Origin of the sequence: Glutamicibacter creatinolyticus (genome assembly GCF_006094275.1) — a bacterium.
Lineage (GTDB): Bacteria > Actinomycetota > Actinomycetes > Actinomycetales > Micrococcaceae > Glutamicibacter > Glutamicibacter creatinolyticus.
Window position 1 is genome coordinate 3,148,823 of the sequence record NZ_CP034412.1, and the last position, 23,148, is coordinate 3,171,970.

Below are 23,148 nucleotides of genomic sequence, written 5' to 3' on the forward strand. Positions count from 1 at the left end.
GATGCACCCACTTTATCTGATGGGAGCGCGGAACTATGGTGTAGATCACAAAGTTCGTGAATTCGTGGAAGTGATAGGACAAAGACAACGACAATGGTGTTCACCCCGGAAGGTCACCGTGACCTGGAATGCAGCGAGTACGCAGCTCGCCAACAGCGCGTCCGCCGGCGCATGGCCCAGCAGGGACTGGACGTCCTGCTGGTCACCGATCCCGCCAACCTGTACTACCTGACCGGCTACAACGCCTGGTCCTTCTACACCGCGCAGATCCTGGTGCTGCCCTGCGAAGGCGAGCCGCTGATGTACATGCGCCACATGGACGCCCACGGGGCGCACCGCACCGCGATCGGCATCCGCGCCGAGCGGGTCATCGGCTACCCGGAGCAGATTGTGCACCGCCCGGCGATCCACCCCGGCGACTGGGTGGCCAGGCACCTGCGGGATGCCGGCTACGGCCGGGCGCTACGCGTGGGCTACGAGGGCGATTCGCATTTCTTCTCCATCCGGATGTTCATGGCCCTGTCCGCGACCCTGCCCGAATGGCAGCTGCAGGAGTCCCGGGAGCTGGTCAACTGGGTCCGCCTGGTCAAGTCCCCCTTTGAAGTCGAACTGATGCGCGCCGCCGGCCGGGTCTGCTCCCAGGCGATGCGCACCGCACTGCAGGCCCTGGCCCCGCACCGCCCGCAGAACGAAGTTGCCGCCGAGGTCATGGCGGCCCAGGCCCGCGGAGTGCCCGGCACCCCCGGGGACTACCCCTCGATCGTGCCGATGCTGCCCACCGGCAAGGGGGCGGACACCCCGCATTTGACCTGGACCGAAGCGCCGCTGCCGGTGGATTCGCCGATCTCCATTGAACTGGCCGGGGTGCACCGGCGCTACCACGCGCCGATGGCGCGCACCGCGGTGCTCGGCCGGCCCGCCGCGGCGCTGCAGCGGGTCGCCTCCGCCACCATTGCCGGCATCGAGGCCGCCTTTGACCAGGTGAAGCCCGGGGCTACCCCCGAGGAGGTCACCGCCGCCTTCACCAGGGTGATCCGGGCGGCCGGGTATGAGAAGGAATCCCGGCTGGGCTACTCCATCGGCATCGGCTACCCGCCGGACTGGGGTGAGCGCACCGTCAGCTTCCGGGTGGGGGACACCACCGAGCTGCAGGAGAACATGACCTTCCACCTGATCGCCGGCATGTGGCTGGACGGGTCGGGCTTCGAAGTTTCCGAGCCGGTGCGGGTGAGCGCCACCGGCATTGAATTCCTCGCGGACGTACCGCGCGAACTGACAACCATCAACGTTAGGAACACCACTCATGGCCACCGAATCGCTGCTGACCGCCGTACCTACGCGACTGGCCTCGCGGGCCAGCCAACTCAAGGGATCGGTCATTGACTCCTCCACCTCCCTGCTGGCCAGCCAGACCCACGACATCGTGCGTTTCGCCATGGGGGCGCCGAATGCCGAGCTGATCCCGGAGGCCGAGCTGGCCGGGCTGTACACCAGGCCGGCCGAGGGACGCTACGACTATGCGGCCACGGAGGGAAACCCGCAGCTGATCGAACAGATTGTGGCCTACCACCAGCGCCTGGGGCAGCCGGTGGACCCGGCCCGGGTGCTGGTGACCACCGGGGGCATGCAGGGCCTGGACATCGCGTTCAAGCTGCTGGTGGATCCGGGGGACCTGGTGATCGTCGAATCGCCGACCTACACCAACGGGATCTCCACCGTGCTCAGCTACCAGGGCCAGGTCCTGGAGGCCCCGGTGGATGACCAGGGGCTGGTGGTGGAGCGGCTGCCCGAGCTGGTGGCCGCCACCGGCAAGACTCCCAAGGCGATCTACGTGATCCCGAACTTCCAGAACCCCTCCGGGCGCACCCTGAGCGAGGCCCGCCGGCTGCGCCTGCTGGAGCTGGCCGCGCAGTGGGATGCGTTCATCATCGACGATGACCCGTACGGGGCGCTGCGCTTCGAGGGCCAGCAGGTCCCCGGCTTCGCCCAGCTGAGCCCGGACAACCCCCGGCTGATCTCGGTGCGCACCTTCTCCAAGGTGCTGGCCCCGGGGCTGCGGGTGGGGTGGATGGAGCTGGATCCGGCGTTGCGCGCCCTGGCGATCAGCGCCAAGCAGTCCATGGACACCTGCACCAACGCGCCCATGCAGCAGCTGGTGGCGGACTACCTGGCCGACGGCCGGCTGGATGCGCACCTGGACACCCTGCGCAGCGTGTACCGGGAGCGCAAGCAGGCGATGCGCACCGCCCTGGCCGACGCCTTCGGCGAGCAGGTCATCGCCACCGACCCGCAGGGCGGGTTCTTCCTGTGGCTGACCCTGCGCGGACGCTACGCGGGCATCGACACGGAGGCATTGTTCGAGGTCGCGCTGCGCCACGGGGTGGCGTATATTCCCGGCCCGGCATTCTCCGATGCGGGGGCGTTCAGCGACGCGCTGCGGCTGTGCTTTGCCACCTCCACCCCCGAACGCATCGGCCAGGGCGTGGCCCGGCTGCACGCGGCCCTGGAGGAGATGGCCGGCGGGGAGCAGCCGTGAGCCTACAGGCCTTTGACGTGCAGCGCCACGAACGGGCGGCCCTGCAGCGGATCGAGCGGCAGCGGATCGTCGAATTGGCCGGTGAGCTGATCGCCGCCGGGGGAGAGAACCCCGGCGGCACCGAGCAGGGCACCGTGGCGGTGCTGGCAGCGGCCCTGCAACGGCTGGGCGCCCGCGTGAGCCTTGACGCGGTGGCCCCGCAACGCCCGAACCTCGTCGCCCACCTGGGCGGGGACGCCACCGGCGGGGGCCTGCTCTTTTTGGGCCACAGTGACGTGGTCCCGGCGGGAGCGGGATGGCACGGGGACCCATTCACCCCACGGGTGGACGGGGACCGGCTCACCGGCCGGGGCGCGAGCGACATGAAGGGCGGGCTGGCGGCAGTAGTCGTCGCCATGGCCGCCGTGAATGCGGTCGCCCCGCAGATCCCGCTGACCCTGGTGTGCACGGTGGACGAGGAGGCCGACGCGCTGGGGGTCGGGCACTATGTGGCCACCGCACCGGCCGGCGGCTACACCGGCTGCGTGGTCGCCGAACCCACCGACCTGGTGGGGATCATCGGCTGCCGGGGAGCGGCCAACCTGCGGCTGCGGATCACCGGGGCCAGCGCCCACGCCGGCCGGCCCAGCGACGGGGCCAGCGCCATCCAGGCCGCGGCCGAGGTAATCAGCTGGCTGCGCGCCGACGCGGCCCGCCTGGCCGACACCGGCCACCCGGTGCTGGGGGCGGCGACCTGGAATGTGGGAACCCTGCACGCCGGGCACGGCACCTCGATCGTGCCGGACACCGCCGAACTGGGCGTGGACCGCCGGCTGCTGCCCGGGGAGGACCCGCAGCAAATCCTGGAGCAGCTGCTGCGCCGGCTGCGCCTGCTCATCGCCGACAGCGCGATCCCCCACCGGGAGTTGATCCAGATCACCGGGGAAGTCCAGATGCAGATGCCCGGGTTCCTCACCGAGCCCGGGCACCCCTTCACCCGCCGGGTCTGCCAGGCGCTGGCGGATGCCGGGGCCAGCGCAGAGACCGGGATCTGGACCGCCTCCTGCGAGGGCGGGTTCCTGGCCGAACACCACCAGGTGCCCACCCTCGTGCTGGGGCCCGGGGAAATCAACACCCAGGCCCACCAGCCCAACGAAAGCGTTTCCATCCAGGACTTGTGCACCGCGGCGCGGGCCTACGCACTCATCGCGCTGCGCCATCATCACCATCAGTGGGACTAAGGAGAAGACAATGTCCAGCCCAGCACAGCTGCCGGCGATCCGCAGGGAAGCGGATTTCACGGCCGAAGAGAAGAAACTGGCCCGCAAGTCGGTGGCCGGGTCGGCGATCGGCAACGCGATCGAATGGTTCGACTACGGCATCTACGGATACCTGATCGTCTACATCTCCGAGCTGTTCTTCACCTTCGGCGAGGACGCCGGGGCGCTGCCGCGCATCCTGGCCTTCTCCACCTTCGCGATCTCCTTCATCGTGCGCCCGCTGGGCGGCACCGTGCTGGGGCCGCTGGGCGACCGGATCGGGCGGCGCAAGATCCTGATCTTCACCATCGTGATGATCAGCGTGTCCACCGCCTGCATCGCCGCGCTGCCCACCTTTGACCAGGTCGGCTTCCTGGCCCCGCTGATGCTGGTGCTGCTGCGCATGATCCAGGGCTTCTCCGCCGGCGGCGAGTACGCCGGGGCGGCGGTGTTCATGAGCGAACACGCCCCGGACGACAAGCGCGGCAAGTACGGTTCCTTCCTGGAGTTCGGCACCCTGGCCGGCTTCAGCGGCGCCGCGATCCTGTGCACCGTGCTGACTTTGATCGTGGGCACCGACGGGATGATGGCCGGCTGGTGGCGCCTGCCCTTCGCACTGACCCTGCTGCTGGGCGGCATCGCGCTGTGGATGCGCCGCCACCTGGAGGAACCGGAGACCTTCACCCAGGACACCGCCAAGCATGAGGAAGTCGAATCGGCGACCAAGGTGCTGGGAATGCTGCTCAAGCACTACCCGGCCCAGCTGTTCAAGCTCTTCGGGTTCATCGTGCTGGTGAACGTGGCTTTCTACCTGGTGCTCACCTACATGCCCAGCTACCTCACGGCCACGCTGGGCCACGGGGCCACCGAGTCCAACCTGACCCTGGTGTTCATCCAGCTGTTGATGATCGCGCTGATCGTGCCGCTGGGGGCGCTCAGCGACCGGATCGGACGCAAGCCGCTGCTGATCACCGCCAGCGCCGGGTTCGTGCTGCTGCCGGTCCCGGCGGTGCAGCTGATGCAGACCGGGGGACTGGTGGGGCAGATCATCGGCATCGGCGTGCTGGGCCTGCTGCTGGTGGTGCTGCTGTCCACGATCTCCTCCACCCTGCCGGCCCTGTTCCCCACCGCGGTGCGCTACTCCGGTTTCGCGATCGGCTACAACCTTTCCACCGCCATCTTTGGCGGCACCGCCGCGGTGGCCAACGAGGCGCTGATCGAACTCACCGGCAGCTCCCTGGTCCCGGGCTGGTACCTGGTGGGGGCCGGCGTGATCGGCCTGGTCTCGGTGCTCACCTTCCGCGAGACGGCCGGGCGGTCGCTGCGCGGCAACGTGATCCCGGGCAGCGATGACAAGGAACGCATCGAACAGGGTGAAACCCTGGTCGGGGCCGGGCGCCGCTAGGCGCCCGGGGCGCAGCCCACCGACAATACCCAGAACGAAGAACACGGCAACAAGAAGGAGTTGGATTTCGTGAGCGAAGCGCAGCGCGTGGCACTGGTGACCGGGGCGACCTCCGGCATCGGGGTGGAAATCGCCCGGCGGCTGGTGGCCGACGGGATGCGGGTGGCGATCTCGGGACGCTCCGCGGAACGCGGGCAGAAGGTGGCCGCCGAACTGGGCGAGGCGGTCTTCTTCATCCAGGCCGAACTGACCGCACCGGGGGCGCCGCAGCGACTGATCGATGAGGTGGTCTCCCGGGCCGGGCGGCTGGACGTGCTGGTGAACAACGCCGCCATCGACCACATCAACCGGATGCTGGACACCCCGGAGAATGAGATCCGTGAGGCCTTCGAAATCAACACGTTCGCCGCGATCTTCTGCCTACAGGCCGCCGGCCGGGTGATGCGGGAGGCCGGGGGAGGGGCGATCATCAACATCACCTCCCGGCTGGCCAGCATCGGGGTGCCCACCATGGGGCTGTACAGCGCCAGCAAGGGGGCCATGCTCGCCCTGACCCGCGCCGCGGCCGTGGAACTGGCCGAACACAACATCCGGGTCAACGCCGTCGCCCCGGGCATGACCCGCACCCAGATGTTTGAGGACTGGCTGGCCGGGCAGGAGGACGCGGCCGCCACCGAACGCGAGGTCTCCGCGGCGATCCCGCTGGGCCGGGTGGCCCTGCCCGAGGACGTGGCCGGGGCGGTGGCCTACTTCGCCAATGCGCAGAACACCTACGTCACCGGCGTCTCCCTGCCCGTGGACGGCGGGTACCTGGCCAAGTAGCCTCCCGCCCCGGCGCCGCTGTTTTGGTACCCTCCCCAGTGGAAGGGGCGGCGGGCCGAGCGGCCTGCCGGACGGTGAGGGAAGAGGGATGGTCATGGGTGCTCCACGTACGGTTGCTGCGCCAAAAACCGGGGGCTGGTCATTGCCTCCGGTGCTGCGGGAAGGCACGGCGTCGGACCTGGCCGAGCGCGGACTGCAGGAGCGGGTGCGGTTCTGCGGCCTGGACCTGAGTGGACTGGACCTGTCGGGCAGCACGTTCGAGGAGTGCGAACTGCAGCGGCTGGGCATCTCCGAGGCCAACCTGCAGGCGGCCCACTGGCTGCGGACCGAGGCCGGGAACCTGCAGATCCCCGCCCTGAACGCCCACCGGATTGGGATGCGGCAGGTGCGCCTGGACGCCTGCCGGTTCGGGGGCGCCGACCTGGCCGAGGCGCAGCTGGACAACGTGGTGATCAGCGGGTCAAAGTTCACCTGGCTCAGTCTGCAGCGGGCCCGGCTGCGCGACGTGCTGTTGCGGGACTGCGTGATCGAGGAGCTGGATTTGAGCCAGTGCAGGATCGAGCGCCTGGCCTTTGAGAACGTCAAGGTCGGCACCATGCACTGTGCCGGGGCAAAAATGCGCCACGTGGATCTGCGCGGAGCCCAGCTGCAGAGCCTGAGCGGGCTGGAGAGCCTGCGCGGCACGGTGGTGAACCCGGCCCAGCTGCAGTCGCTGGCCGAACTGTTCGCCGTGCACTTTGGGATCACCGTCCGGGACTAGGCGCTCCCCCCGCAGCCGGCGCACGAACCTGCGGGCACTGAAAAGGTCCCGCCATCCGGTTGGACGGCGGGACCTGATCAGATCATCACTCGCACCCTCAATGAGGTTGTCTACAACAATAATCCGCCTTTCTGTGGCGGGGCTGGGTGGGAACCGGGGGTTTGCCATTGCCGGACCGTGCCGGTTAAACCGAATGGTCCCGCCGTCCAGATGGACAGCGGGACCAATTCAGATCATCACTCGCACCCTCAATGAGGTTGTTGACAACACTAATCGGGGTTTCTGTGCCCGGGCTGGGCGGGAACCCGGTGTTTACCGGTGACCCCGCCCTGTCAGTTAGTCAGTGATGCGCATGGTGCGCGCCGAGCTGATGCCGTTGATGACCCGCGCCGAGAAGCCCTGGGCGGTGGTCAGCTGTGCGGACACGTCACCCAGCGGCACCACGTGGGCGTCCTGGAAGAGCCCCTCCTGCAGGTCCTGGTAGATCGCGCAGCGCTTGTCCTCATCGGTTTCGGCCATCGCCTGGCCGACCTGGGCCAGGAACTTCTCATGCTTCGCCCCGGTGATGTTCCGTCCACCGTCCTCGGTGGTCGGCCCGGTGAAGCGGGAGAGCCCGGCGTAGAGGGTGGAGGAGATGTTCACCAGGTTCACCACGGTCATGTCCCAGGAGTCCGGCTTGGTGCTCAGCTCGGTGAACAGCGAGGCGGTGTCCACGCTGCGCAGCTTCACGTCGGCGCCGGCCTCATTCAGGGCCTGGGCGATGTAGGTGTTGCCCGCGCCCTTGCCCACCGCCGGGGTGCCGACCAGGGTGGCGGCCTGTCCCTTGATGTCCGCCAGGTCCGCGTCCTTCGGGCTGAGCAGCGCGGCGTCGGTGTTGGCGCACTGCACGGACTCGGAGACGAAGCTGGTGGCCGGGGCGCCCAGCCCGTTCGTGGCCGCCTGCACGAACGCCTTCTGGTCCACGGCCTTGGCGACCGCGCGCCGGGCCTCGGGATCCGCGAACGGCTTGCCCTTGCGTTCGTTGAACACCATGAACAGGTTCGCGGTGGAGAAGCGTTCGGTGCCGAACTTCTCATCGTCCTTGAAGCGTTCCATCGGTTCACCCAGCACGGTGGCGATGTCGATCTGGTTGGTCAGCAGGCCGTTGGCGATGCTGTTGTAGTCCGAGCTGACGCTGTACTTGATGGTCTTGGCCACCCGGCCCTCGAAGGGCTGGGCGTATTCGGGCCAGGTGTAGCCCTCGTCGCGCAGCGCGAACTCCACGTTCACCCCCGGCTGGTAGTCGGCCAGGGTGTAGGGGCCGGAGAACGCGCCCTCGACCTTGCCGGCCGTGGTGCCCTCCGGGTCCTTCAGCCCGGCCGGACAGATGATCCCGGATTCGGGCATGCTCAGGCCCTGGCCCATGTCCGCCCATGCGGTGTCCAGCTCAATGGTGACCTTGCCGGCGGCGTCGTCCGCGCTGATTTTCGGTTCGGAGGGGCCGAAGACCAGATCCTTGTTGTTGGACTTCTGGGCGAACGCGTCCAGCGACGCCTTGACTACGCTGGCGGTGATCTGGGTGCCGTCCGCGCAGGTGGCGCCCTCGCGCAGCGTGAACTCGCCCCGGGTGGGGCTCAGCTCCCATTCGCTGGCCAGGTCCCCGGCAAAGGTGTGGTTGTCATCCTGCACCAGCAGGGTGGCGTAGAGCAGGGAGTTGGCCATGGTGGCCGGCACCCCGGAGGAGGTCAGCGGGTTGAAGCTGTTCGGGTTGGCGATCATGGTGGAGCGGATGGTGTCGGTCTTGCCCTCGGCCCCGCCGTCGGCGCTGTTCCCGGTGGTGCACCCGGTGACCGCCAGCGCCAGGCCGGTGGCCCCGGCCAGCAGGGCGGCGCCGCGGCGGCGCAGGCGGGACGGGGTCCCACCGGATGAGGTGGATGCGGTCGGTGTTGGCATGATGGCTCCTGAAGGTTGTGATGGTTGGGGTTTTGCGGGGGTCTGTGGGGGCGGCTAGCCGGCGGGCGTGGCGGTAAGCTGCCGGCCGATGTGGGCGAACACCTGCTCGAAGTCGGGCACCGGCACATCCGCCCGCACCGGCTGGGCGCCAAAGTGGACGATGACCAGTTCGCGGCGCGGGTCCACGTAGAGCCGCTGGCCGGAACGGCCGCGCGCCACGAAGCTGCCCGGCTCGCCCAGCGGCAGCCACCAGAAGTCGTGATAGGCCAGCACCGGGCCGTTGGCGCGCGTGTCCCCGGTGCCCAGCACGTCCGCGGCCGGCCCGTCGGGGATGCGGGTGATGTCCGCGACCAGCGCCTCATCGAGCACCTGGACGCCCTGCCGGCTGCCGCCGCAGCGCAGCAGTTCGCCCAGCAGCGCCAGGTCCCGGGCGGTGGCGGAGAACCGGCCGCTGGCCAGCTCCCGCCCCGTGGAGTCCAGCCCGAAGTGGGCGTCCTCCCCGGCGCCCAGATGCACCCACAGCAGCTCGGAGACCAGCTGCGCCAGGCTTTGCCCGGTGACCCGGCGGATCGCCTCGCCCAGCGCTTCGGTGTTGCCGTTTTCGTAGCGGAAGATCTGCCCGGGCGGCTGCTGGGCACCCGCGGTGGCCAGGCGCTCGAGCAGCGTGCGCGGCCCGGTGTAGTCCGCGGCCCGCTCGAACATGCCCACCGCCTCAAAGAACCTGCGGGCCTCCTGCTCCTTGTTGAAGGCCCGCCCGCCATAGCTCACGGCGGTGCCCATGTGCAGCAGCTGATCCAGGTTCGCCTCGCCAAAGGCGGTGCCGGCCAGTTCCGGCACGTAGTGCCCCAGCCGCTGCTCGCGCTGCAGCAGCCCGTCGCGCAGCAGCACCCCGGCCACCAGGGAGACCACGGACTTGGAGATCGAGGCGCTCAGGTGGGTGTCGTGTGCCGCCATCGAGTGCAGGTACTGTTCGTGCACGAGCGCCCCGCGGTGCAGCACCAGCAGGGCGTTGCTCTCGGCCCGGGACAGGAAGTGCTCCAGCGGCTGCAGCACGCCGGGCCGGGGGCCGGGCACCTGCATGCCCGCCAGGGCCCCCGCGGTGTGCGGCGGCAGCGCCGGCGGCGTGGTGCCGCGCCAGATGCGGCGGGTGGGCATGGTCTGCCGGTCGTTGATGAAGTGCTGGCGCAGGACCTGCGGGTCCGCCAGACGCTGCAGGGTTTGGGTGTTCATGGTTTTCCTCCGGTGCGGGCCTAGGCCAGGGTGAAGCCCGGTGCCCCGGGCACCGAGTCCAGCAGGGTGCGGGTGTAGTTTTCGCGCGGGTTGCCAAAGACCTCATCGATCGGCCCGGATTCCACCACCCGCCCGTGCAGCATCACCACCACCTCGTCGCAGACCTGCTGGGCCACGGCCAGGTTGTGGGTGATGAACAGCATCGACTGCTCCCGGTGCTGGGCACGCAGCCGGGCCAGCAGCCCGATCACCTCGGCCTGCACGGACACGTCCAGCGCGGAGGTGATCTCATCGGCCACGATCAGCTGCGGCTGCACCGCCAGCGCCCGGGCGATCGCCACCCGCTGGCGCTGCCCGCCGGAGAGCTCATGCGGGTAGCGCCGGGCAATCTGCTCCTCCAGCTGCATGGTGTCCAGGGCCTGGCTGATCGCCTGGCGGTGGGCGGCCGGGTTGGCGCGCACCGGGTCGATCGCCTCGGCCAGGGTCTGGCCGATGGTGCGCCGCGGGTTCAGGGAGGCGTACGGGTCCTGCGGGATGTACTGCACCTGGCGGAACAGCCGGCGCTGCTGGGAGCGGGTGGGCCGGGAAATGTCCTGCCCGGCCACCTGCAGCCGGCCCGAACTGATCCGGTGCATGCCCACGATCGCCTTGGCCAGGGTGGACTTGCCGGACCCGGATTCACCCACCAGGGCCACGGTGCGTCCCTTCGGGACGTCGATGCTCACCTCGTGCAGCACCTGTACGGCGCCGAAGCCCAGGCTGAGGTCCTTGGTGGCCACGATCGGGGCCGGGATGGCGGGGGCGCTCATGTGCGGATTCCTTCCTCTTCATTCAGCACCAGGCCGCTGCCGGTGCGCAGCACCGGGACCGCGTCCAGCAGCTGGCGGGTGTACGGGTGGCTGACCTGGCGGCTGGAGATCTGCTGCGGGCTCAGCTCCTCCACGATGCTGCCCTTGCGCATCACCAGCACCCGGTCGCACAGCTCCTGCACCACCCCGATGTCGTGGGAGATGAACAGGATCGCGGTGCCGTACTCCTCACGCAGCCGGCGGAACTGGCGCAGCACCTCGATCTGCACGGTCACATCCAGCGCGGTGGTCGGCTCATCGGCGATCAGCAGCGCCGGGCCGGTGGCCAGGGTGGAGGCGATCATCGCCCGCTGGCGCATGCCCCCGGAGAGCTCGTGCGGGTACTGGCGCAGCCGGGCGGCCGGGCGGGTGATCCCCACCTTGCCCAGCGCCTGGATGATCGCCTCACGTGCCTGGGCACGCGAGGCCCCCTGGTGGGTGCGCAGCACCTCGGTCAGCTGCGGGCCCATGGTGCGCGAGGGGGTGAACGTGGAGCCCGGGTCCTGGTAGACGATCCCGATCTGCTGGGCCAGCCGGGCCGCCGGCGGGCTGCCGAGCATGTCCAGGTGCGCCACCGTCAGCGCCCGGGCCTGCACGGATAGGTCATCGGCCGCCAGCCCGGCGATCGACATCGCGGTCAGCGACTTGCCCGAACCGGACTCGCCCACGATCCCCAGGATCTCCCCGGGCTGGATGTGCAGGTCGATGCCGTGCACCAGCTCGGTCGGCTGGCCCTGGCTGAGGTAGTTCACCCGCAGATCCTCCACCCGCACCAGCGCGGTATCGGTCTGCGCGTTGGCCGGGGCGCTCTTGGCCCCGCGGCGGCTGCGCCGCCAGGCGCGTCCGGTGCGCGGGTTGGCGTGCGCGGCCAGCGCATCGCCGATCAGCATCGCGCCGACCGCCGCCAGGATGATCATCACCGCCGGGCCCAGCGCCTCAATCGGCTGGGTGTACAACGCATCGAGGCTGTCGTTGAGCAGCGAACCCAGGTCGTACTGCGGGGGCTGCACGCCCAGGCCCACGAAGGACAGCGCCGAGATCTCCATCAGGGTGGAGGAGAACAGCGTGGTGGACAGGATCAGCAGCGGTTCGGCCATCCCCGGGATCATGTGCCGGGTGGCCAGGCGCAGCGGGCCGACCCCCAGGAACTTTGCGGTGGTGAAGTATTCGCTGTTGGTCACCTGCTGGGCCAGGTTTGCCGTCACCCGGGCGAACCCGGGCATCCCGGCCACCCCCAGGGCAATCACCGCGGTGCCCGCGCCGGGCAGCAGGATCGCCGCGATCACCAGTGCGGTGATCAGCGTCGGGTAGGCCACCGCGGTCTCCAGCAGGCGCAGGCACCACTGGCGCACCTTGGTCGGGGCCAGCCAGATCGCCACCCCGGCCACCAGCCCGCCGGCCACCGAGAGCAGCGTGGCCAGCACCGTCATGACCAGGGTCAGCCGGGTCGCCACCAGCACCCGGGCCAGGTTGTCCTGCCCGAAGTCATTGGTGCCCAGCAGGTGCTCGGAGCTGGGGGCCAAAGCCCGGTTTTCGCTCAGCTCATTGGCCGCATCGGTCAAGAACAGCGGGGCGATGATCGCGGTGAGCACCAGCAGCGCCATCAGCACCACGCCGATGACCATCCCCGGGCGCCAGATGCTGCGGGTGGAATGTTGGGTCTTGGACATTACTCGGCCCCCGCCTTCAGGTTGCGCGGATCAATCAGCGCCAGGATGATGTCCACCACCAGCACCAGCACGGTGGCCAGCATCCCCAGCAGCAGGATGGTGGCCCGGATCATCGGGTAGTCCCGGGAAATGATCGCATCCACGATCCCCTTGCCCACCCCGGGCCAGCCGAACACGGTTTCCACCACGACGGTGCCCCCGAGCATCCCGGCCAGCAGCAGCCCGGCCAGGGTCAGCGTGGTGGTCAGCAGGTTCGGCAGCACGTAGCGGCTGTTCACATGCCAGGTGCTCAACCGCCAGCCGCGGGCGGTGCGCACATAGTCCTGTTCCAGGATCCCGGCCGCCTCGCGCCGCACGATCCGCGCGATCACGCAGGTTGGACCGATCATCACCGCCGCGGTGGGCAACACCAGCGAACCCAGGGTCGCGGCCCCACTGGCCGGGAACCAGCCCAGGCGGATCGCGAAGACGAAGATCAGCAGTGTGGCCAGCACGTAGTTGGGTACCGCGAAGATGAAGCTGGTGATCCCGTTGAACAGGTGATCGGCCCAGGCTCGGCGTCCGCCGCGGGTGAGCAGCGCGGTGCCCATGCCCAGCGGCACGCCGATCACCAGCATGCAGCTGATGGCCAGCATCGCGATTTCCGCAGTGAACGGCAGCCGGGCCAGGATCGCTGCGGTCACCGTGGTGCCCGAGGCGAAGGAGTCGCCCATGTCCAGGGTGAACACCCCGACTACGTACTGCCAGAACTGGGCCAGGAACGGCTGGTCCAGACCCAGTGCGGTGCGGGTGCTTTCAATCTGCTCCACGGTCGCTCCGTCCCCGGCGGCCACCACGGCCGGGTCACCGGGCAGCAGCGGAACGATCAGGAAGGTGACAATGACCAGGATGACGAAGGAGAGCACCAGCCCACCCAGGCGGCGCAGCAGGAAGGCGGACCACGGGTGGCTGGTGCGCTGGCGCAGCGAGGCCCGGGTCCGGCGTGGCTCCAGTTGCGGGTCGGTGACGCCGACGGTGGTCATGACGCCACATCCGGCAGGGAGGTGGCTGGTGTGCCGCCAAGATCCGCGGCACTGCGGCGCGGGGCCGAAATGGGGGATCTGGGTGGGAAGCGGTACATGGCGGTGGTCTTTCCTTTGGTTGCGAAGTGTGTGGCACGAAGCGTTGGATGTCCCTGTTCCGTGCCGTGGTGGGGCGCCGGGTGCGGACAGGGCCGGAGGATTGCCCGCTGCTGCGGGCAGCTAGCGCTGTCCGGAGGGTCCCCAGGCGGCGGTCCAGGCCCGAATTTGGGAGCAGCCTCGGTGAAGCGATGCATGTGCGGACATGTCGGTACCCCTCCCATTGCGAGTTCATGGACAGAGTGTCCAATAAAGTTGTTAGAACTAAGGTATGCCAGTGATGCACATCACGCAACCTTTTGTGGTCTTGCGGTGCATGTGACGGCATTGGGCCACGTGGTCCTTCGAAGGTAATCAAGAGGACGGGCAGGCGGTGATGCCGCGGAGGTTTCGCGGACAAGGCCGGGGTCCCTCGGCTTGGAAGATGGCGAGGAGGTGTGCCTGTTGGGCTGTGTATTGCCGGGTCTTTGAATGGAATGCGAAGTGCGCTCCATGGGGTAACGCGGACGTTGCACGATTTTCGCCCCTCAGTACTTGAGGCCCAATCTTCTAGACGGGTCGTCTAGTAATTGACCAGAGGAGGCTGTTCGCAGGCGGCAACGCACGAGCCGGTGCGCAGGGGTAGCCGAAGATGGTCGTGGACTTGGAGCCGATCGGCCGCCGAAGCGATGCAGGGAATCGCCAGTTAACGAAAGAGCTCCCGTTGGATATCAACGGGAGCTCTTTCGATCATCACTCGCACCTTCAAGGAGGTATTTAAAACAATGAGACCGCTTTCTGTGTCCGCGCTGAGCTTCGGCTTCCAGTCTGCCGACCGTGGCGTCGCGAAGCCGCGGAGCGTCACTGTGAGGCGTGCTGATTCGTGAAGGAAGCCTGAAGATTGGCAGGGATTTCGGTGCGCCGACCTGCGGGTCGCAGGGATCTGTCGTACGTTGCAGGTGAGAATCCATGGCCGAGAGTGTCAGAAGCGGCGGGAGGAGAAATAGATGTCGCCATCGAAAAGAACGCGGTTGTTCCTCCGTGCTGCGGGTGCAGCGCTGCTTGGATCCAGCCTGCTCGCCGGATGTGCGGCGCAGATCCCGGTGGACCCCAAGGGCACGCTGCAGGATGTTCGCCACGACACGCTGCGGGTGGGGATCTCGCCCAACCGCGAATTCGTGGATGTGCGCGACGGCCAGTACACCGGGGACGAAGTGGAGCTGGTCAAGGACTTCGCCAAGGGCCTGGACGCCGAGGTGCAGTGGACGCTCGGCGGGGAGGAGCACCTGGTCAAGCAGCTGAAGGAAGGCAAGCTTGACATGGTGGCCGGTGGGATCACCGCCAAGACCCCATGGAGCAAGGAAGTTGGGATCACCCGGCCCTACCGCACCGTGACGGAGGAGGACGGCAAGCAGGCCCAACTGGTTCTGCTGGTGCCGCCCGGGGAGAACGCCTTCCTGGGGGAGCTTGAGTACTTTCTGGACCAAACCCAGGAGATGCCATGAACCTGAAAGCCGGAACCGGCCTGCCCAAACAGCAGCGCGACATGCTGCGTCGGGCAGCGAAACTTGAATGGATCAGCGTCGGCTATGCCGCCTGCACCATTACCCTGGTGGCCTTGGTGGTGGGCAATTCCCAGGCCATGCGCACGGCATGGGTGGAGGACATGCTCTCCGTGCTGCCGCAGCTGGCCTTCCTGGTGGCCCTGTTCTACACCCGCAGAACCCGGCGCCCCACCCACCCCTATGGTTACCACCGGGCCATGAGCGCCGGACATCTGGTGGCCGGGGTGGCGCTGCTGGTCGTGGGCGGCATGCTGGCCTACGAATCGGTCTCCGCGCTGATTGCCCAGGAATATCCGACCATCGGCACTATGAACGTCTTCGGGCACACGATCTGGCAGGGGTGGATCATGATCGCGGTGATGACCGTGATCGCCGCCCCGGCCGTGATTCTGGGGCGCCTGAAGGTGAAGGTCGCCAAGCCGTTGAACAACAAGCTGCTCTACGCCGACTCCTACATGGCCAAGGCGGATTGGCAGACCAATGCCGCCTCCATCGTGGGTGTCGCAGGCATCGCCATCGGCCTGTGGTGGCTGGACAGCGTGGCCGCCGCGGTGATCTCCGCCGGCATCCTCAAGGATGGCTGGACCAGCACGAAGGCCGCGGTGGTTGACCTGCTGGACCGCCGGGCCACCAGCGTGGAGGGCGAGGACCCGCACCCGCTGATCCCGGAGTTTGAGAGCCGCCTAAAGTCCATGGGATGGGTGGAGCAGGTCGGGGTTCGCGTACGCGAACTGGGCGCGGTCCTGCATGCGGAGGCCTTCGTGGTGCCGCATTCGCCAATGGTGGGAGTGGAGGAGATGGACGCCGCCCGCAAGGCGCTGGAGGAGCTGGACTGGAAGGCATATGACATCGTCATCATTCCGGTGCCGGAACTGCCGGACTGCTTCGTGGAGCCCACCACGGCATAACGCGGATCTGGGGCCGGTGGAACCGGCATCGCTTAACCAGAAAGCTCCCGCGGGCCGTAACCCTGCGGGAGCTTTCCAGATCATCACTCGCACCTTCAATGAGGTGTTTTCAACATTAGTGGCCGTTTTTGTGTCGCAGCTGAGCGCAGGCTTCGGGCTCACCGGGGATCACCGAGCCGCCACGCTCGCTAAACCGGCCTGGTCGGCCTCATCCCGCCAGCGCTCGCCGACTCCTCCCGTGGTCTGAGAAGGGGATGCGGTTTTTCCCTCTCGCGCCCGAGGTGCCCGCCGGGCTGGGCTTCATAGGCTAAAAGCATGATGAAAAAGAAGTACCTCGCCCTCACCGCCCTCGCCATTCCCGCATCCCTGCTGCTCGCTGGGTGCAGCGTCGGGGATTTGGGCGGCGAAACCTATGACAAGGCTGAATCGAAGAGCGCGGCCACCTCCGAGGATGGCGTGAAGTCCGGGCTGCTGGCCGATTGGGTCCCGGCCGGTGGCAGGGACGTGAAGCTGGAGCAGCGCACCACCGGGGCCGAGCGCATCTTCGTCATGGACTATGACGGTCCGCTGCCCAGGCAGGGGTGCCTGGGCCTTTCCACCGTGGGGGAACCAAACGAGTCGGAGCTGGCCAAGGCCTATGCCACCGACCGGCGCACCAGGGATCTGCAGGTCTCCGAGGTTGCCACCGTGCGCACCCTGGACGCGGACTGGTGGCCCAAGGATGCCGAAAAGCAGACCACGGACTTGTGCGGCCGCTGGTGGGTGCACGAATCCCGGCGCAAGCTCTATGGGTTCGCCCCCGACCAGCAGCAGATCGCCGAGAGCGTGCTGCGCGAACGCAGCACGAACGACCGGGATTCATAGACCGTCACGGCCCCTCCAGCCGTCTAGCTGGCTGCCCGGGCATCTTTTCTAGAGGTCCAGCAGTGCGGTGCGCACCGCCTGCTCGAACTGTCCCACGTGCAGTCCGGCCAGGCGGGCCGCTTCGGCTTCATCCCCGTCAATGATGGCCTGCAGCAGCGCCAGGTGCTCCTTCACATGGGTGCTCACCCGTGGCAGCCTGTCGATGACCGTGCACCAGATCCGGGTGGCCAGGTTGCTGTGGCGGATCAGCACGTCCTCCAGGTAGGGGTTGCCGGAGGCACGGTAGATGTTGCGGTGCACGGCCGCGTCGAAGGTCAGCAGATCGGTGGTCGAGGCGTTGGCGGCGTCGAAGCGCTCGATTTGCCGGGAGGTCTCCAGCAGGCCGGCGCGGGTGGATTCGGAGGCGGTGCGGGCTGCGCGGGCCGCGGCCATCGGCTCGAGCTGCTGGCGGATCTCCGAAACATAGGCCAGGTCGCTGATCTCCACCCGGGTGGCGAAGGTGCCGCGCTTGGGGAAGGTGATGACCAGCTTGTCCACCTCCAGGCGCTTGAGCGCCTCGCGCACCGGGGTGCGCCCGATGCTCAGTTCACGCATCAGCTCCTCATCGTGGATCGGGTCCCCGGGCTGGATCTGCAGGGTCACCAGCATCTGCAGGATCCGCTCATAGGCCTCCTCGGCTTTGGAGGCACCTCGTGGGTGCAGTTGTGCGGTGACTGCCTGCGCCATTTTCCCTCTTTCGCGTTCGTTGCCAATTAACCCTTGACCCCTGAACTTTGTGTGATCTAGGCTACAGGACATCCTAGTATATAAGTTGGATACAAATCCCGTATTTCATCGGAGCGAAACGATGTCCCTGATCGATTTGCCTGCTTCCCACCCCGCCGCCCATGCCGCCAGGACGGAAGAAACCTCCCACGACTTCGTGTTCACAGCCAGCTGCCGAGACCGGGTGGGAATCATCCACGCGGTCAGCCAGTTCCTTGCCGGGCGGGGGCTGAACATCCGCGAGCACCAGCAGTTTGACGACACCGTCAACGCCAAGGTGCACCTGCGCACCGCGTTCCACAGCGACACCCCGTTGCGCGCCGCACAGCTGCGCGAGCAGTTCCGGCCCGTTGCCGAGCGCTTCAACATGGGCTTTCAGATCCGCGACTCCAAACCCACCCGCACCCTGCTGATGGTCTCCAAGTCCGGGCACTGCCTGAACGACCTGATCTTCCGCTGGCGCACCGGCACCCTGAACGCCCAGATCCCGCTGGTGGTTTCCAACCATGAGGACCTGCGCCCCATGGCCGAGGCCGCCGGGATCCCCTACCTGCACCTGCCGGTGAACGCCGGCAACCGCGCCGCGGCCGAGGCCCGGCTGCTGGAGCTGATCCAGGAGCACCGCATCGAGCTGGTGGTGCTGGCCCGGTACATGCAGATCTTCTCCGATGAGCTCGCCGCCGGGCTGAAGGGCCGGGTGATCAACATCCACCATTCGTTCCTGCCCGGGTTCAAGGGGGCCCGGCCCTACCATCAGGCCCACGCCCGCGGCGTGAAGCTGATCGGCGCCACCGCCCACTACGTCACCGCCGACCTGGATGAGGGTCCAATCATCGAGCAGGAGGTGATCCGGGTGGATCACTCCCATGACCCCCGCGCGCTGGCCCAGGCCGGGCAGGGCGCCGAATGCCAGGCGCTTTCGCGCGCCGTGCAGTGGCACTGCGAACACCGGGTGCTGCTGGAGGGCTCGGGCACCATCGTCTTCCGCTAGCCCGCATCCCCCGCACATCCCAGACTTGAGCCCAGCAGTAGGAGAAAGACCATGTCACCCACCTCACGCGTCATCATCATCGGCGCCGGCATCGTCGGCGCGAACCTGGCCGACGAACTCATCCAGCGCGGCTGGAAGGACATCACCGTCATCGAACAGGGGCCACTGGAACTGCCCGGCGGTTCCACCTCCCACGCCCCGGGGCTGGTGTTCCAGACCAACCCGTCCAAGACCATGACCGAATTCGCCAGCTACACGGTGCAGAAGCTGACCGATTTGGGGGCCTTCAACCCGGTGGGCGGCCTGGAGGTCGCCACCACCGAAACCCGCTGGCGGGACCTGCACCGCAAGCACGGCTGGGCCACCTCCTGGGGCGTGGAGGCCCAGCTGCTGGATGCCGGGCAATGCAAGCGGCGCTACCCGCTGCTGGATGAACAGGTCGTCTACGGCGGGCTCTACGTCCCCTCCGACGGGCTGGCCCTGGCCGGGGTGGCGGTGGAGAAGCTGATCGAACGCACCCGCGCTGCCGGGGTTCTCTACCGGGACCGCACCGAGGTCACCGGTGTGGGGCAGCAGGAGAACCGGGTCACCGGGGTGTGGGTGGGCGAGGAGTTCCTGGCCGCGGACATCGTGGTGTGCTGCGCGGGCTTCTGGGGCGCGAAGGTCGGGGCCATGGTGGGGATGCGGGTGCCGTTGCTGCCGCTGGCCCACCAGTACGTGAAGACCACCAGCGTCAAGGGCCTGCGGGGGCGCAACAGCGAACCGAACGGCGCCAGCCTGCCCATCCTGCGCTACCAGGATCAGGACCTGTATTTCCGCGAGCACGGGGACCGCTACGGGATCGGCTCCTACGCGCACCGCCCGATGCCCGCGCTGATCGAGGACCTGCCCCGGATGGACCCGCAGGACCACACCCCGGAGAACATGCCCTCCAGCCTGCAGTTCACCGTCGAGGACTTCCTGCCGGCCTGGCAGGCCTCCAAGACGCTGCTGCCGGAGCTGGCCGAGGCGGAGATCGCCAGCGGCTTCAACGGGATCTTCTCCTTCACCCCCGACGGCGGCTCACTGGTCGGCCAGTGCCCGCAGGTGGAGGGCTTCTACCTGGCCGAGGCCGTGTGGGTCACCCATTCGGCCGGGATCGCCAAGGCGGTGGCCGAGCTGTTGAGCACCGGGCGCAGCGGCACCGACCTGTCCGACTGCGACGTCAACCGCTTCGAGGAGGTTGAACTGGCGCCCAGCTTCGTTCGGCAGACCGCCCAGCAGAACTTCGTGGAAATCTACGATGTGCGCCACCCCCTGGAGCCCCGGCTGGGCGCCCGCAACCTGCGGGTCAGCCCGTTCCATGCCCGGCAGCGGGAACTGGGCGCCCACTTCATGGAAGGCGGCGGGTGGGAGCGCCCCTACTGGTACGAGTCCAACGCCCGCCACCTCGATGAGCTGCCCTGGGACTGGCGCCCGCCGATCCGGGATACCTGGTCCGCGCTGCACCATTCCCCGCTGGCCGCGGTGGAGGCGTACAAGACCCGCACCGCGGTGGCCATGTACGACATGACCCCACTCAAGCGCCTGGAGGTTTCCGGGCCCGGGGCACTGGCCCTGCTGCAGCGGCTGAGCACCGGGAACATGGCCAAGAGCGTCGGGGCGGTGACCTACACACTGCTGCTGGATGAGGCCGGCGGGATCCGCAGCGACATCACCGTCGCCCGGTTGGGACAGCACACCTTCCAGGTGGGGATCAACGGGAACATTGACACCGCCTACTTTCAGGTGGAGGCCCGCCGGCAGAACGAGGCCCTGGTGCCCGGCGGCTGGGTGCAGGTGCGGGACATCACCGGCGGCACCTGCTGCATCGGGTTGTGGGGTCCGCTGGCCCGGGAGGTCATCGAGCTGGTCAGCGACGATGACTTCTCCAATGAGGGGCTGCGCTACTTCCGGGCCCGCGCCGCCCACCTGGGCGGGGTGCCGGTCACCGCGCTGCGCCTGTCCTATGTGGGGGAGCTGGGCTGGGAGATCTACACCAGCGCGGAGAACGGCCAGCGCCTGTGGGACGTGCTGTGGCAGGCCGGGCAGCGGCACGGCATCATCGCCGCCGGGCGGGCCGCGTTCGCCTCCCTGCGCCTGGAAAAGGGCTACCGCTCCTGGGGTGTGGACATGAGCACCGAGCACAACCCGTTTGAGGCCGGGCTCGGATTCGCGGTCAGCGCCAAGAAGGAGCAGGACTTCGTGGGCAAGGCCGCGGTGCAGCGGCTGCGCGAGGCACCGCCCACCCGCAGCCTGCGCTGCCTGCTGATCGACAACGCCGGGGATGTGGTGCTGGGCAAGGAGCCGGTGTTCCATGAGGGGCGCGCGGTCGGCTATGTCACCAGTGCCGGGTTCGCGCACACCGTGGGACGGCCCATCGCGCTGGCCTGGCTGCCGGCCGAGCTCACGTTCGGGCAGCAGGTGCAGGTGGAGTACTTCGGCCGGCGGATCAACGCCACGATCACCCAGGACCCCGTCTACGACCCGCAGATGAAGCGGCTGCGCGGCCTGGAGCCGCAGGCTTCCCCCGCCGGCGCCCCGGTCGGCGCCGGGTAGCGCACCGGCGGGGGCGGGCGCTACAGCCGTTTCAGGTCACGGGTGGCCGGACCCTCCAGCCGCCGGCCCTGGGCGCTGAACCGCGACCCGTGCAGCGGGCAGTCCCAGGTGTTCTGCGCGGCATTCCACTGCAGGATCCCGCCCAGGTGGGTGCAGACCCCGGAAAGCCGGCAGGCATCCGGGTCCTGCGGGTTCTCGGCCACCACCTGGCGCCCCTGGCGGTGCACGCCGGGGCGGTCCCGGGTCTGCTGCGGGTTGGTGGGGGCCGCAAGCATGCGCGCCCAGTCGGTGAGCAGCAGCCGGGCCACGGTGGCGTTCATGCTGGCCGCATCCAGCCACGCGCCGGGGGACCGGTTGCCGGAGCTCAGCTGCCGGGCCCAGGGCAGGTTCCCGCCCAGGATGTCGGAGGACAGGCGCAGGGCGGCGGCCACCGCATTGGTCATGCCCCACTTGTTGAACCCGGTGGCCACATGGATCTGCCCGCCGCTGCCGGGCATGGTGCCCACGATCGGCAGCGCCCCGGCCGCCCGGTAGTCCTGCGCGGACCAGCTGTCGGTGCGTTCGGTGACCGGTAGCTGGTCGCGCGCCCACCGGTCCAGCTCGCGTTCCGCTGCGGCCGGGTCCCCGCGGCCCACCCGGTGGCCGTGGCCACCGACCAGCAGCAGCGGGCCGGTCATGTCCCGGGCGGTGCGGATGGAGTACCCGGCCGAGTCGATGGCCAGGAACATGCCCTCGGGGGCCTGTGCCCCGTCCCGCACCCGGTAGGCCAGGGCGTAGGAGCGGTTCGGCTCCAGCCGGGCGAAGTGCCCGCCGCGGTCCAGCACCGGGGTGCCGGTGGCCAGCACCAACTGATCCGCGTACAGGTTGCCGGTGGGGGTCTGCACCCGGATCGGCGCCCCCTGCCCGGCCTTGAGCATCCGGGTGTGCTCAAAGATCTTCCCGCCGCGGCTGCGCAGTTCCTCGGCCAGCAGGCCCAGCACCCGCATCGGATCCAGCTGCGCCTGTTCGGGCAGGCGCAGCGCCCCGGCCACCTCGAACGGCAGCGGCACCTGGCCACCGGGCAGTTCCTCCACCATCACCCCGGCCTCACCGCTGGCCGCCGCCTCGGCCCGCAGCCGGGGCAGCGATGCGCGGCGCAGTGCGAAGGTGTACGCGTCCTGGTGCTCCACCTGCACCGAGTTCTCCTCCAGATAGCGCAGCAGCCAGGACTGCCCCTCCCGGTTCGCCTCCACATAGGCCCGCAGCGCCGGAATCGACTGGCGGCGGCGGATCTGCTGCAGCGTGCCGCCCTGCAGCAGGCTCAGCTTGGCGGTGCTGTGCCCGGTGGTTCCGGCGCCCACCGTCTGCGCCTCGATCACCGCCACCTGCAGCCGCGCCCGGCTGAGCAGCACCGCCGTGGTCAGCCCGGTCAGCCCGGCCCCCACGACCACCACGTCGTAGCGTCCATCGGATTCGAAGTCATCGGTGTTGATCTGCGCGCTGGTGCGCTGCCATGTCGAGGTCATGATCCCTCCTGAAGGATTGGGTTGCTTGGGCCCGCCACATGTCGATGCCCTGACCGTAGCCACGCACGCACCAGCACCCAACCCCTCCAAGGGACTTTGAAGCTGGGGATGGCGGACCGTGGGGGCGGGAGGAAAACCCCGAACGGTAGCAGTGCTCCGGTCTGCGCGGCAAGCCCCGGGAAACAGCCGGTTCACAACCCGTCTTTTGTTCGTCATCCGCGCCGCCAGGCACGTCATGTTCGGGCCGGCGGACGTCCAGTGCGACGCGCCATGACGTTGTGAGTCCGGCGGTGACGGCACCACTGGCCGGGCCCCGGCGACCGGTGGTGCAATCGAAGCTCACCATCCAGAGCGGCCGAGAGACCTGGCTCAACGACGCCGCAGCAAGTTCACGACCGTGAATAGTGCTTCCGCCAGGTTCGATGGAACCGCAGC

The 23,148-nt window shown here is 68.5% G+C and carries 18 protein-coding genes and 1 riboswitch; of the genes, 11 read left to right on the top strand and 7 right to left on the bottom strand.

Annotated elements, in window-relative coordinates:
• Positions 1 to 93: 93 nt before the first annotated feature.
• The 6 genes from GcLGCM259_RS14420 to GcLGCM259_RS14445 all read left to right on the top strand — a co-directional run bounded on the left by GcLGCM259_RS14420 (position 94) and on the right by GcLGCM259_RS14445 (position 6,761).
• Positions 94 to 1,383 carry a M24 family metallopeptidase gene (locus GcLGCM259_RS14420; protein WP_138176242.1) on the top strand — a complete coding sequence of 430 codons (1,290 nt, stop codon included), beginning with the start codon at positions 94 to 96 and terminating at the stop codon, positions 1,381 to 1,383.
• Positions 1,304 to 2,536, top strand: coding sequence for an aminotransferase-like domain-containing protein (locus GcLGCM259_RS14425; RefSeq protein ID WP_138927037.1), 1,233 nt, complete (start codon positions 1,304 to 1,306; stop codon positions 2,534 to 2,536). The genes GcLGCM259_RS14420 and GcLGCM259_RS14425 overlap by 80 nt, the downstream gene beginning before the upstream one ends.
• Complete coding sequence (locus tag GcLGCM259_RS14430) at positions 2,533 to 3,756, top strand: M20 family metallopeptidase (protein WP_217496540.1); 1,224 nt, start codon at positions 2,533 to 2,535, stop codon at positions 3,754 to 3,756. The genes GcLGCM259_RS14425 and GcLGCM259_RS14430 overlap by 4 nt, the downstream gene beginning before the upstream one ends.
• A 10-nt stretch (positions 3,757 to 3,766) precedes the next feature.
• Positions 3,767 to 5,179 (top strand): MFS transporter, encoded by a 1,413-nt coding sequence (locus GcLGCM259_RS14435; protein ID WP_138927038.1) that lies wholly within the window; start codon positions 3,767 to 3,769, stop codon positions 5,177 to 5,179.
• Positions 5,180 to 5,248: 69 nt separating this feature from the next.
• Entirely contained in the window at positions 5,249 to 6,001 is a 753-nt protein-coding gene (locus GcLGCM259_RS14440) for an SDR family NAD(P)-dependent oxidoreductase (RefSeq protein WP_138176248.1), read from the top strand.
• 94 nt (positions 6,002 to 6,095) lie between these two features.
• Complete coding sequence (locus tag GcLGCM259_RS14445) at positions 6,096 to 6,761, top strand: pentapeptide repeat-containing protein (RefSeq protein ID WP_175419461.1); 666 nt, start codon at positions 6,096 to 6,098, stop codon at positions 6,759 to 6,761.
• A 336-nt stretch (positions 6,762 to 7,097) separates the two neighbouring features.
• Here GcLGCM259_RS14445 and GcLGCM259_RS14450 read toward each other — a convergent pair whose 3' ends face one another.
• The 5 genes from GcLGCM259_RS14450 to GcLGCM259_RS14470 are packed head-to-tail and all read right to left on the bottom strand — an operon-like array spanning position 7,098 to position 13,463.
• Positions 7,098 to 8,693, bottom strand: coding sequence for an ABC transporter substrate-binding protein (locus tag GcLGCM259_RS14450; protein ID WP_138176260.1), 1,596 nt, complete (start codon positions 8,691 to 8,693; stop codon positions 7,098 to 7,100).
• Positions 8,694 to 8,747: 54 nt separating this feature from the next.
• Complete coding sequence (locus tag GcLGCM259_RS14455; RefSeq protein ID WP_138927040.1) at positions 8,748 to 9,923, bottom strand: serine hydrolase domain-containing protein; 1,176 nt, start codon at positions 9,921 to 9,923, stop codon at positions 8,748 to 8,750.
• Positions 9,924 to 9,943: 20 nt separating this feature from the next.
• Positions 9,944 to 10,732: an ABC transporter ATP-binding protein gene (locus GcLGCM259_RS14460; RefSeq protein WP_138927041.1), complete on the bottom strand. Its 789-nt coding sequence runs from the start codon at positions 10,730 to 10,732 to the stop codon at positions 9,944 to 9,946.
• Positions 10,729 to 12,441 carry a dipeptide/oligopeptide/nickel ABC transporter permease/ATP-binding protein gene (locus GcLGCM259_RS14465; protein ID WP_246049651.1) on the bottom strand — a complete coding sequence of 571 codons (1,713 nt, stop codon included), beginning with the start codon at positions 12,439 to 12,441 and terminating at the stop codon, positions 10,729 to 10,731. The genes GcLGCM259_RS14460 and GcLGCM259_RS14465 overlap by 4 nt, the downstream gene beginning before the upstream one ends.
• On the bottom strand, positions 12,441 to 13,463 hold the full coding sequence (locus GcLGCM259_RS14470; protein ID WP_138927042.1) for an ABC transporter permease: 1,023 nt from the start codon (positions 13,461 to 13,463) through the stop codon (positions 12,441 to 12,443). Before GcLGCM259_RS14470 ends, GcLGCM259_RS14465 begins: the two co-directional genes overlap by 1 nt.
• 1,082 nt (positions 13,464 to 14,545) lie before the next feature.
• Here GcLGCM259_RS14470 and GcLGCM259_RS14475 point away from each other — a divergent pair.
• The 3 genes from GcLGCM259_RS14475 to GcLGCM259_RS14485 all read left to right on the top strand — a co-directional run bounded on the left by GcLGCM259_RS14475 (position 14,546) and on the right by GcLGCM259_RS14485 (position 16,875).
• Positions 14,546 to 15,043 carry a transporter substrate-binding domain-containing protein gene (locus GcLGCM259_RS14475; RefSeq protein WP_138927043.1) on the top strand — a complete coding sequence of 166 codons (498 nt, stop codon included), beginning with the start codon at positions 14,546 to 14,548 and terminating at the stop codon, positions 15,041 to 15,043.
• Positions 15,040 to 16,011, top strand: a complete 972-nt coding sequence (locus GcLGCM259_RS14480) for a cation diffusion facilitator family transporter (RefSeq protein ID WP_138927044.1) — start codon at positions 15,040 to 15,042, stop codon at positions 16,009 to 16,011. Before GcLGCM259_RS14475 ends, GcLGCM259_RS14480 begins: the two co-directional genes overlap by 4 nt.
• A gap of 315 nt (positions 16,012 to 16,326) precedes the next feature.
• On the top strand, positions 16,327 to 16,875 hold the full coding sequence (locus GcLGCM259_RS14485; protein ID WP_138927045.1) for a hypothetical protein: 549 nt from the start codon (positions 16,327 to 16,329) through the stop codon (positions 16,873 to 16,875).
• A 48-nt stretch (positions 16,876 to 16,923) separates the two neighbouring features.
• Here GcLGCM259_RS14485 and GcLGCM259_RS14490 read toward each other — a convergent pair whose 3' ends face one another.
• The gene (locus tag GcLGCM259_RS14490; protein ID WP_138927046.1) at positions 16,924 to 17,601 is read right to left on the bottom strand and encodes a GntR family transcriptional regulator; all 678 of its coding nucleotides are present in this window, start codon (positions 17,599 to 17,601) and stop codon (positions 16,924 to 16,926) included.
• Between the two features lie 121 nt (positions 17,602 to 17,722).
• On the opposite strand from GcLGCM259_RS14490, the gene purU reads away from it, so the two are divergent.
• Together purU and GcLGCM259_RS14500 are read left to right on the top strand one after the other, a co-directional pair.
• Positions 17,723 to 18,631, top strand: a complete 909-nt coding sequence (gene purU / locus GcLGCM259_RS14495; protein ID WP_138927047.1) for a formyltetrahydrofolate deformylase — start codon at positions 17,723 to 17,725, stop codon at positions 18,629 to 18,631.
• Positions 18,632 to 18,682: 51 nt separating this feature from the next.
• Positions 18,683 to 21,208, top strand: coding sequence for a GcvT family protein (locus GcLGCM259_RS14500; protein WP_138927048.1), 2,526 nt, complete (start codon positions 18,683 to 18,685; stop codon positions 21,206 to 21,208).
• A gap of 20 nt (positions 21,209 to 21,228) precedes the next feature.
• Here the strand turns inward: GcLGCM259_RS14500 and GcLGCM259_RS14505 are convergent, their stop codons facing one another.
• Positions 21,229 to 22,713: an FAD-dependent oxidoreductase gene (locus tag GcLGCM259_RS14505; protein ID WP_138176280.1), complete on the bottom strand. Its 1,485-nt coding sequence runs from the start codon at positions 22,711 to 22,713 to the stop codon at positions 21,229 to 21,231.
• Between the two features lie 339 nt (positions 22,714 to 23,052).
• A riboswitch (SAM riboswitch) is annotated at positions 23,053 to 23,142 on the top strand.
• Positions 23,143 to 23,148: the final 6 nt, after the last annotated feature.

Coding starts and splice junctions, on each gene's coding strand:
- GcLGCM259_RS14420 (WP_138176242.1), top strand. CDS start 94: ATGGTGTTCACCCCGGAAGGTCACCGTGACCTGGAATGCAGCGAGTAC.
- GcLGCM259_RS14425 (WP_138927037.1), top strand. CDS start 1,304: ATGGCCACCGAATCGCTGCTGACCGCCGTACCTACGCGACTGGCCTCG.
- GcLGCM259_RS14435 (WP_138927038.1), top strand. CDS start 3,767: ATGTCCAGCCCAGCACAGCTGCCGGCGATCCGCAGGGAAGCGGATTTC.
- GcLGCM259_RS14445 (WP_175419461.1), top strand. CDS start 6,096: ATGGGTGCTCCACGTACGGTTGCTGCGCCAAAAACCGGGGGCTGGTCA.
- GcLGCM259_RS14450 (WP_138176260.1), bottom strand. CDS start 8,693: ATGCCAACACCGACCGCATCCACCTCATCCGGTGGGACCCCGTCCCGC.
- GcLGCM259_RS14455 (WP_138927040.1), bottom strand. CDS start 9,923: ATGAACACCCAAACCCTGCAGCGTCTGGCGGACCCGCAGGTCCTGCGC.
- GcLGCM259_RS14460 (WP_138927041.1), bottom strand. CDS start 10,732: ATGAGCGCCCCCGCCATCCCGGCCCCGATCGTGGCCACCAAGGACCTC.
- GcLGCM259_RS14465 (WP_246049651.1), bottom strand. CDS start 12,441: ATGTCCAAGACCCAACATTCCACCCGCAGCATCTGGCGCCCGGGGATG.
- GcLGCM259_RS14470 (WP_138927042.1), bottom strand. CDS start 13,463: ATGACCACCGTCGGCGTCACCGACCCGCAACTGGAGCCACGCCGGACC.
- GcLGCM259_RS14475 (WP_138927043.1), top strand. CDS start 14,546: ATGTCGCCATCGAAAAGAACGCGGTTGTTCCTCCGTGCTGCGGGTGCA.
- GcLGCM259_RS14480 (WP_138927044.1), top strand. CDS start 15,040: ATGAACCTGAAAGCCGGAACCGGCCTGCCCAAACAGCAGCGCGACATG.
- GcLGCM259_RS14485 (WP_138927045.1), top strand. CDS start 16,327: ATGATGAAAAAGAAGTACCTCGCCCTCACCGCCCTCGCCATTCCCGCA.
- GcLGCM259_RS14490 (WP_138927046.1), bottom strand. CDS start 17,601: ATGGCGCAGGCAGTCACCGCACAACTGCACCCACGAGGTGCCTCCAAA.
- purU (WP_138927047.1), top strand. CDS start 17,723: ATGTCCCTGATCGATTTGCCTGCTTCCCACCCCGCCGCCCATGCCGCC.
- GcLGCM259_RS14500 (WP_138927048.1), top strand. CDS start 18,683: ATGTCACCCACCTCACGCGTCATCATCATCGGCGCCGGCATCGTCGGC.
- GcLGCM259_RS14505 (WP_138176280.1), bottom strand. CDS start 22,713: ATGACCTCGACATGGCAGCGCACCAGCGCGCAGATCAACACCGATGAC.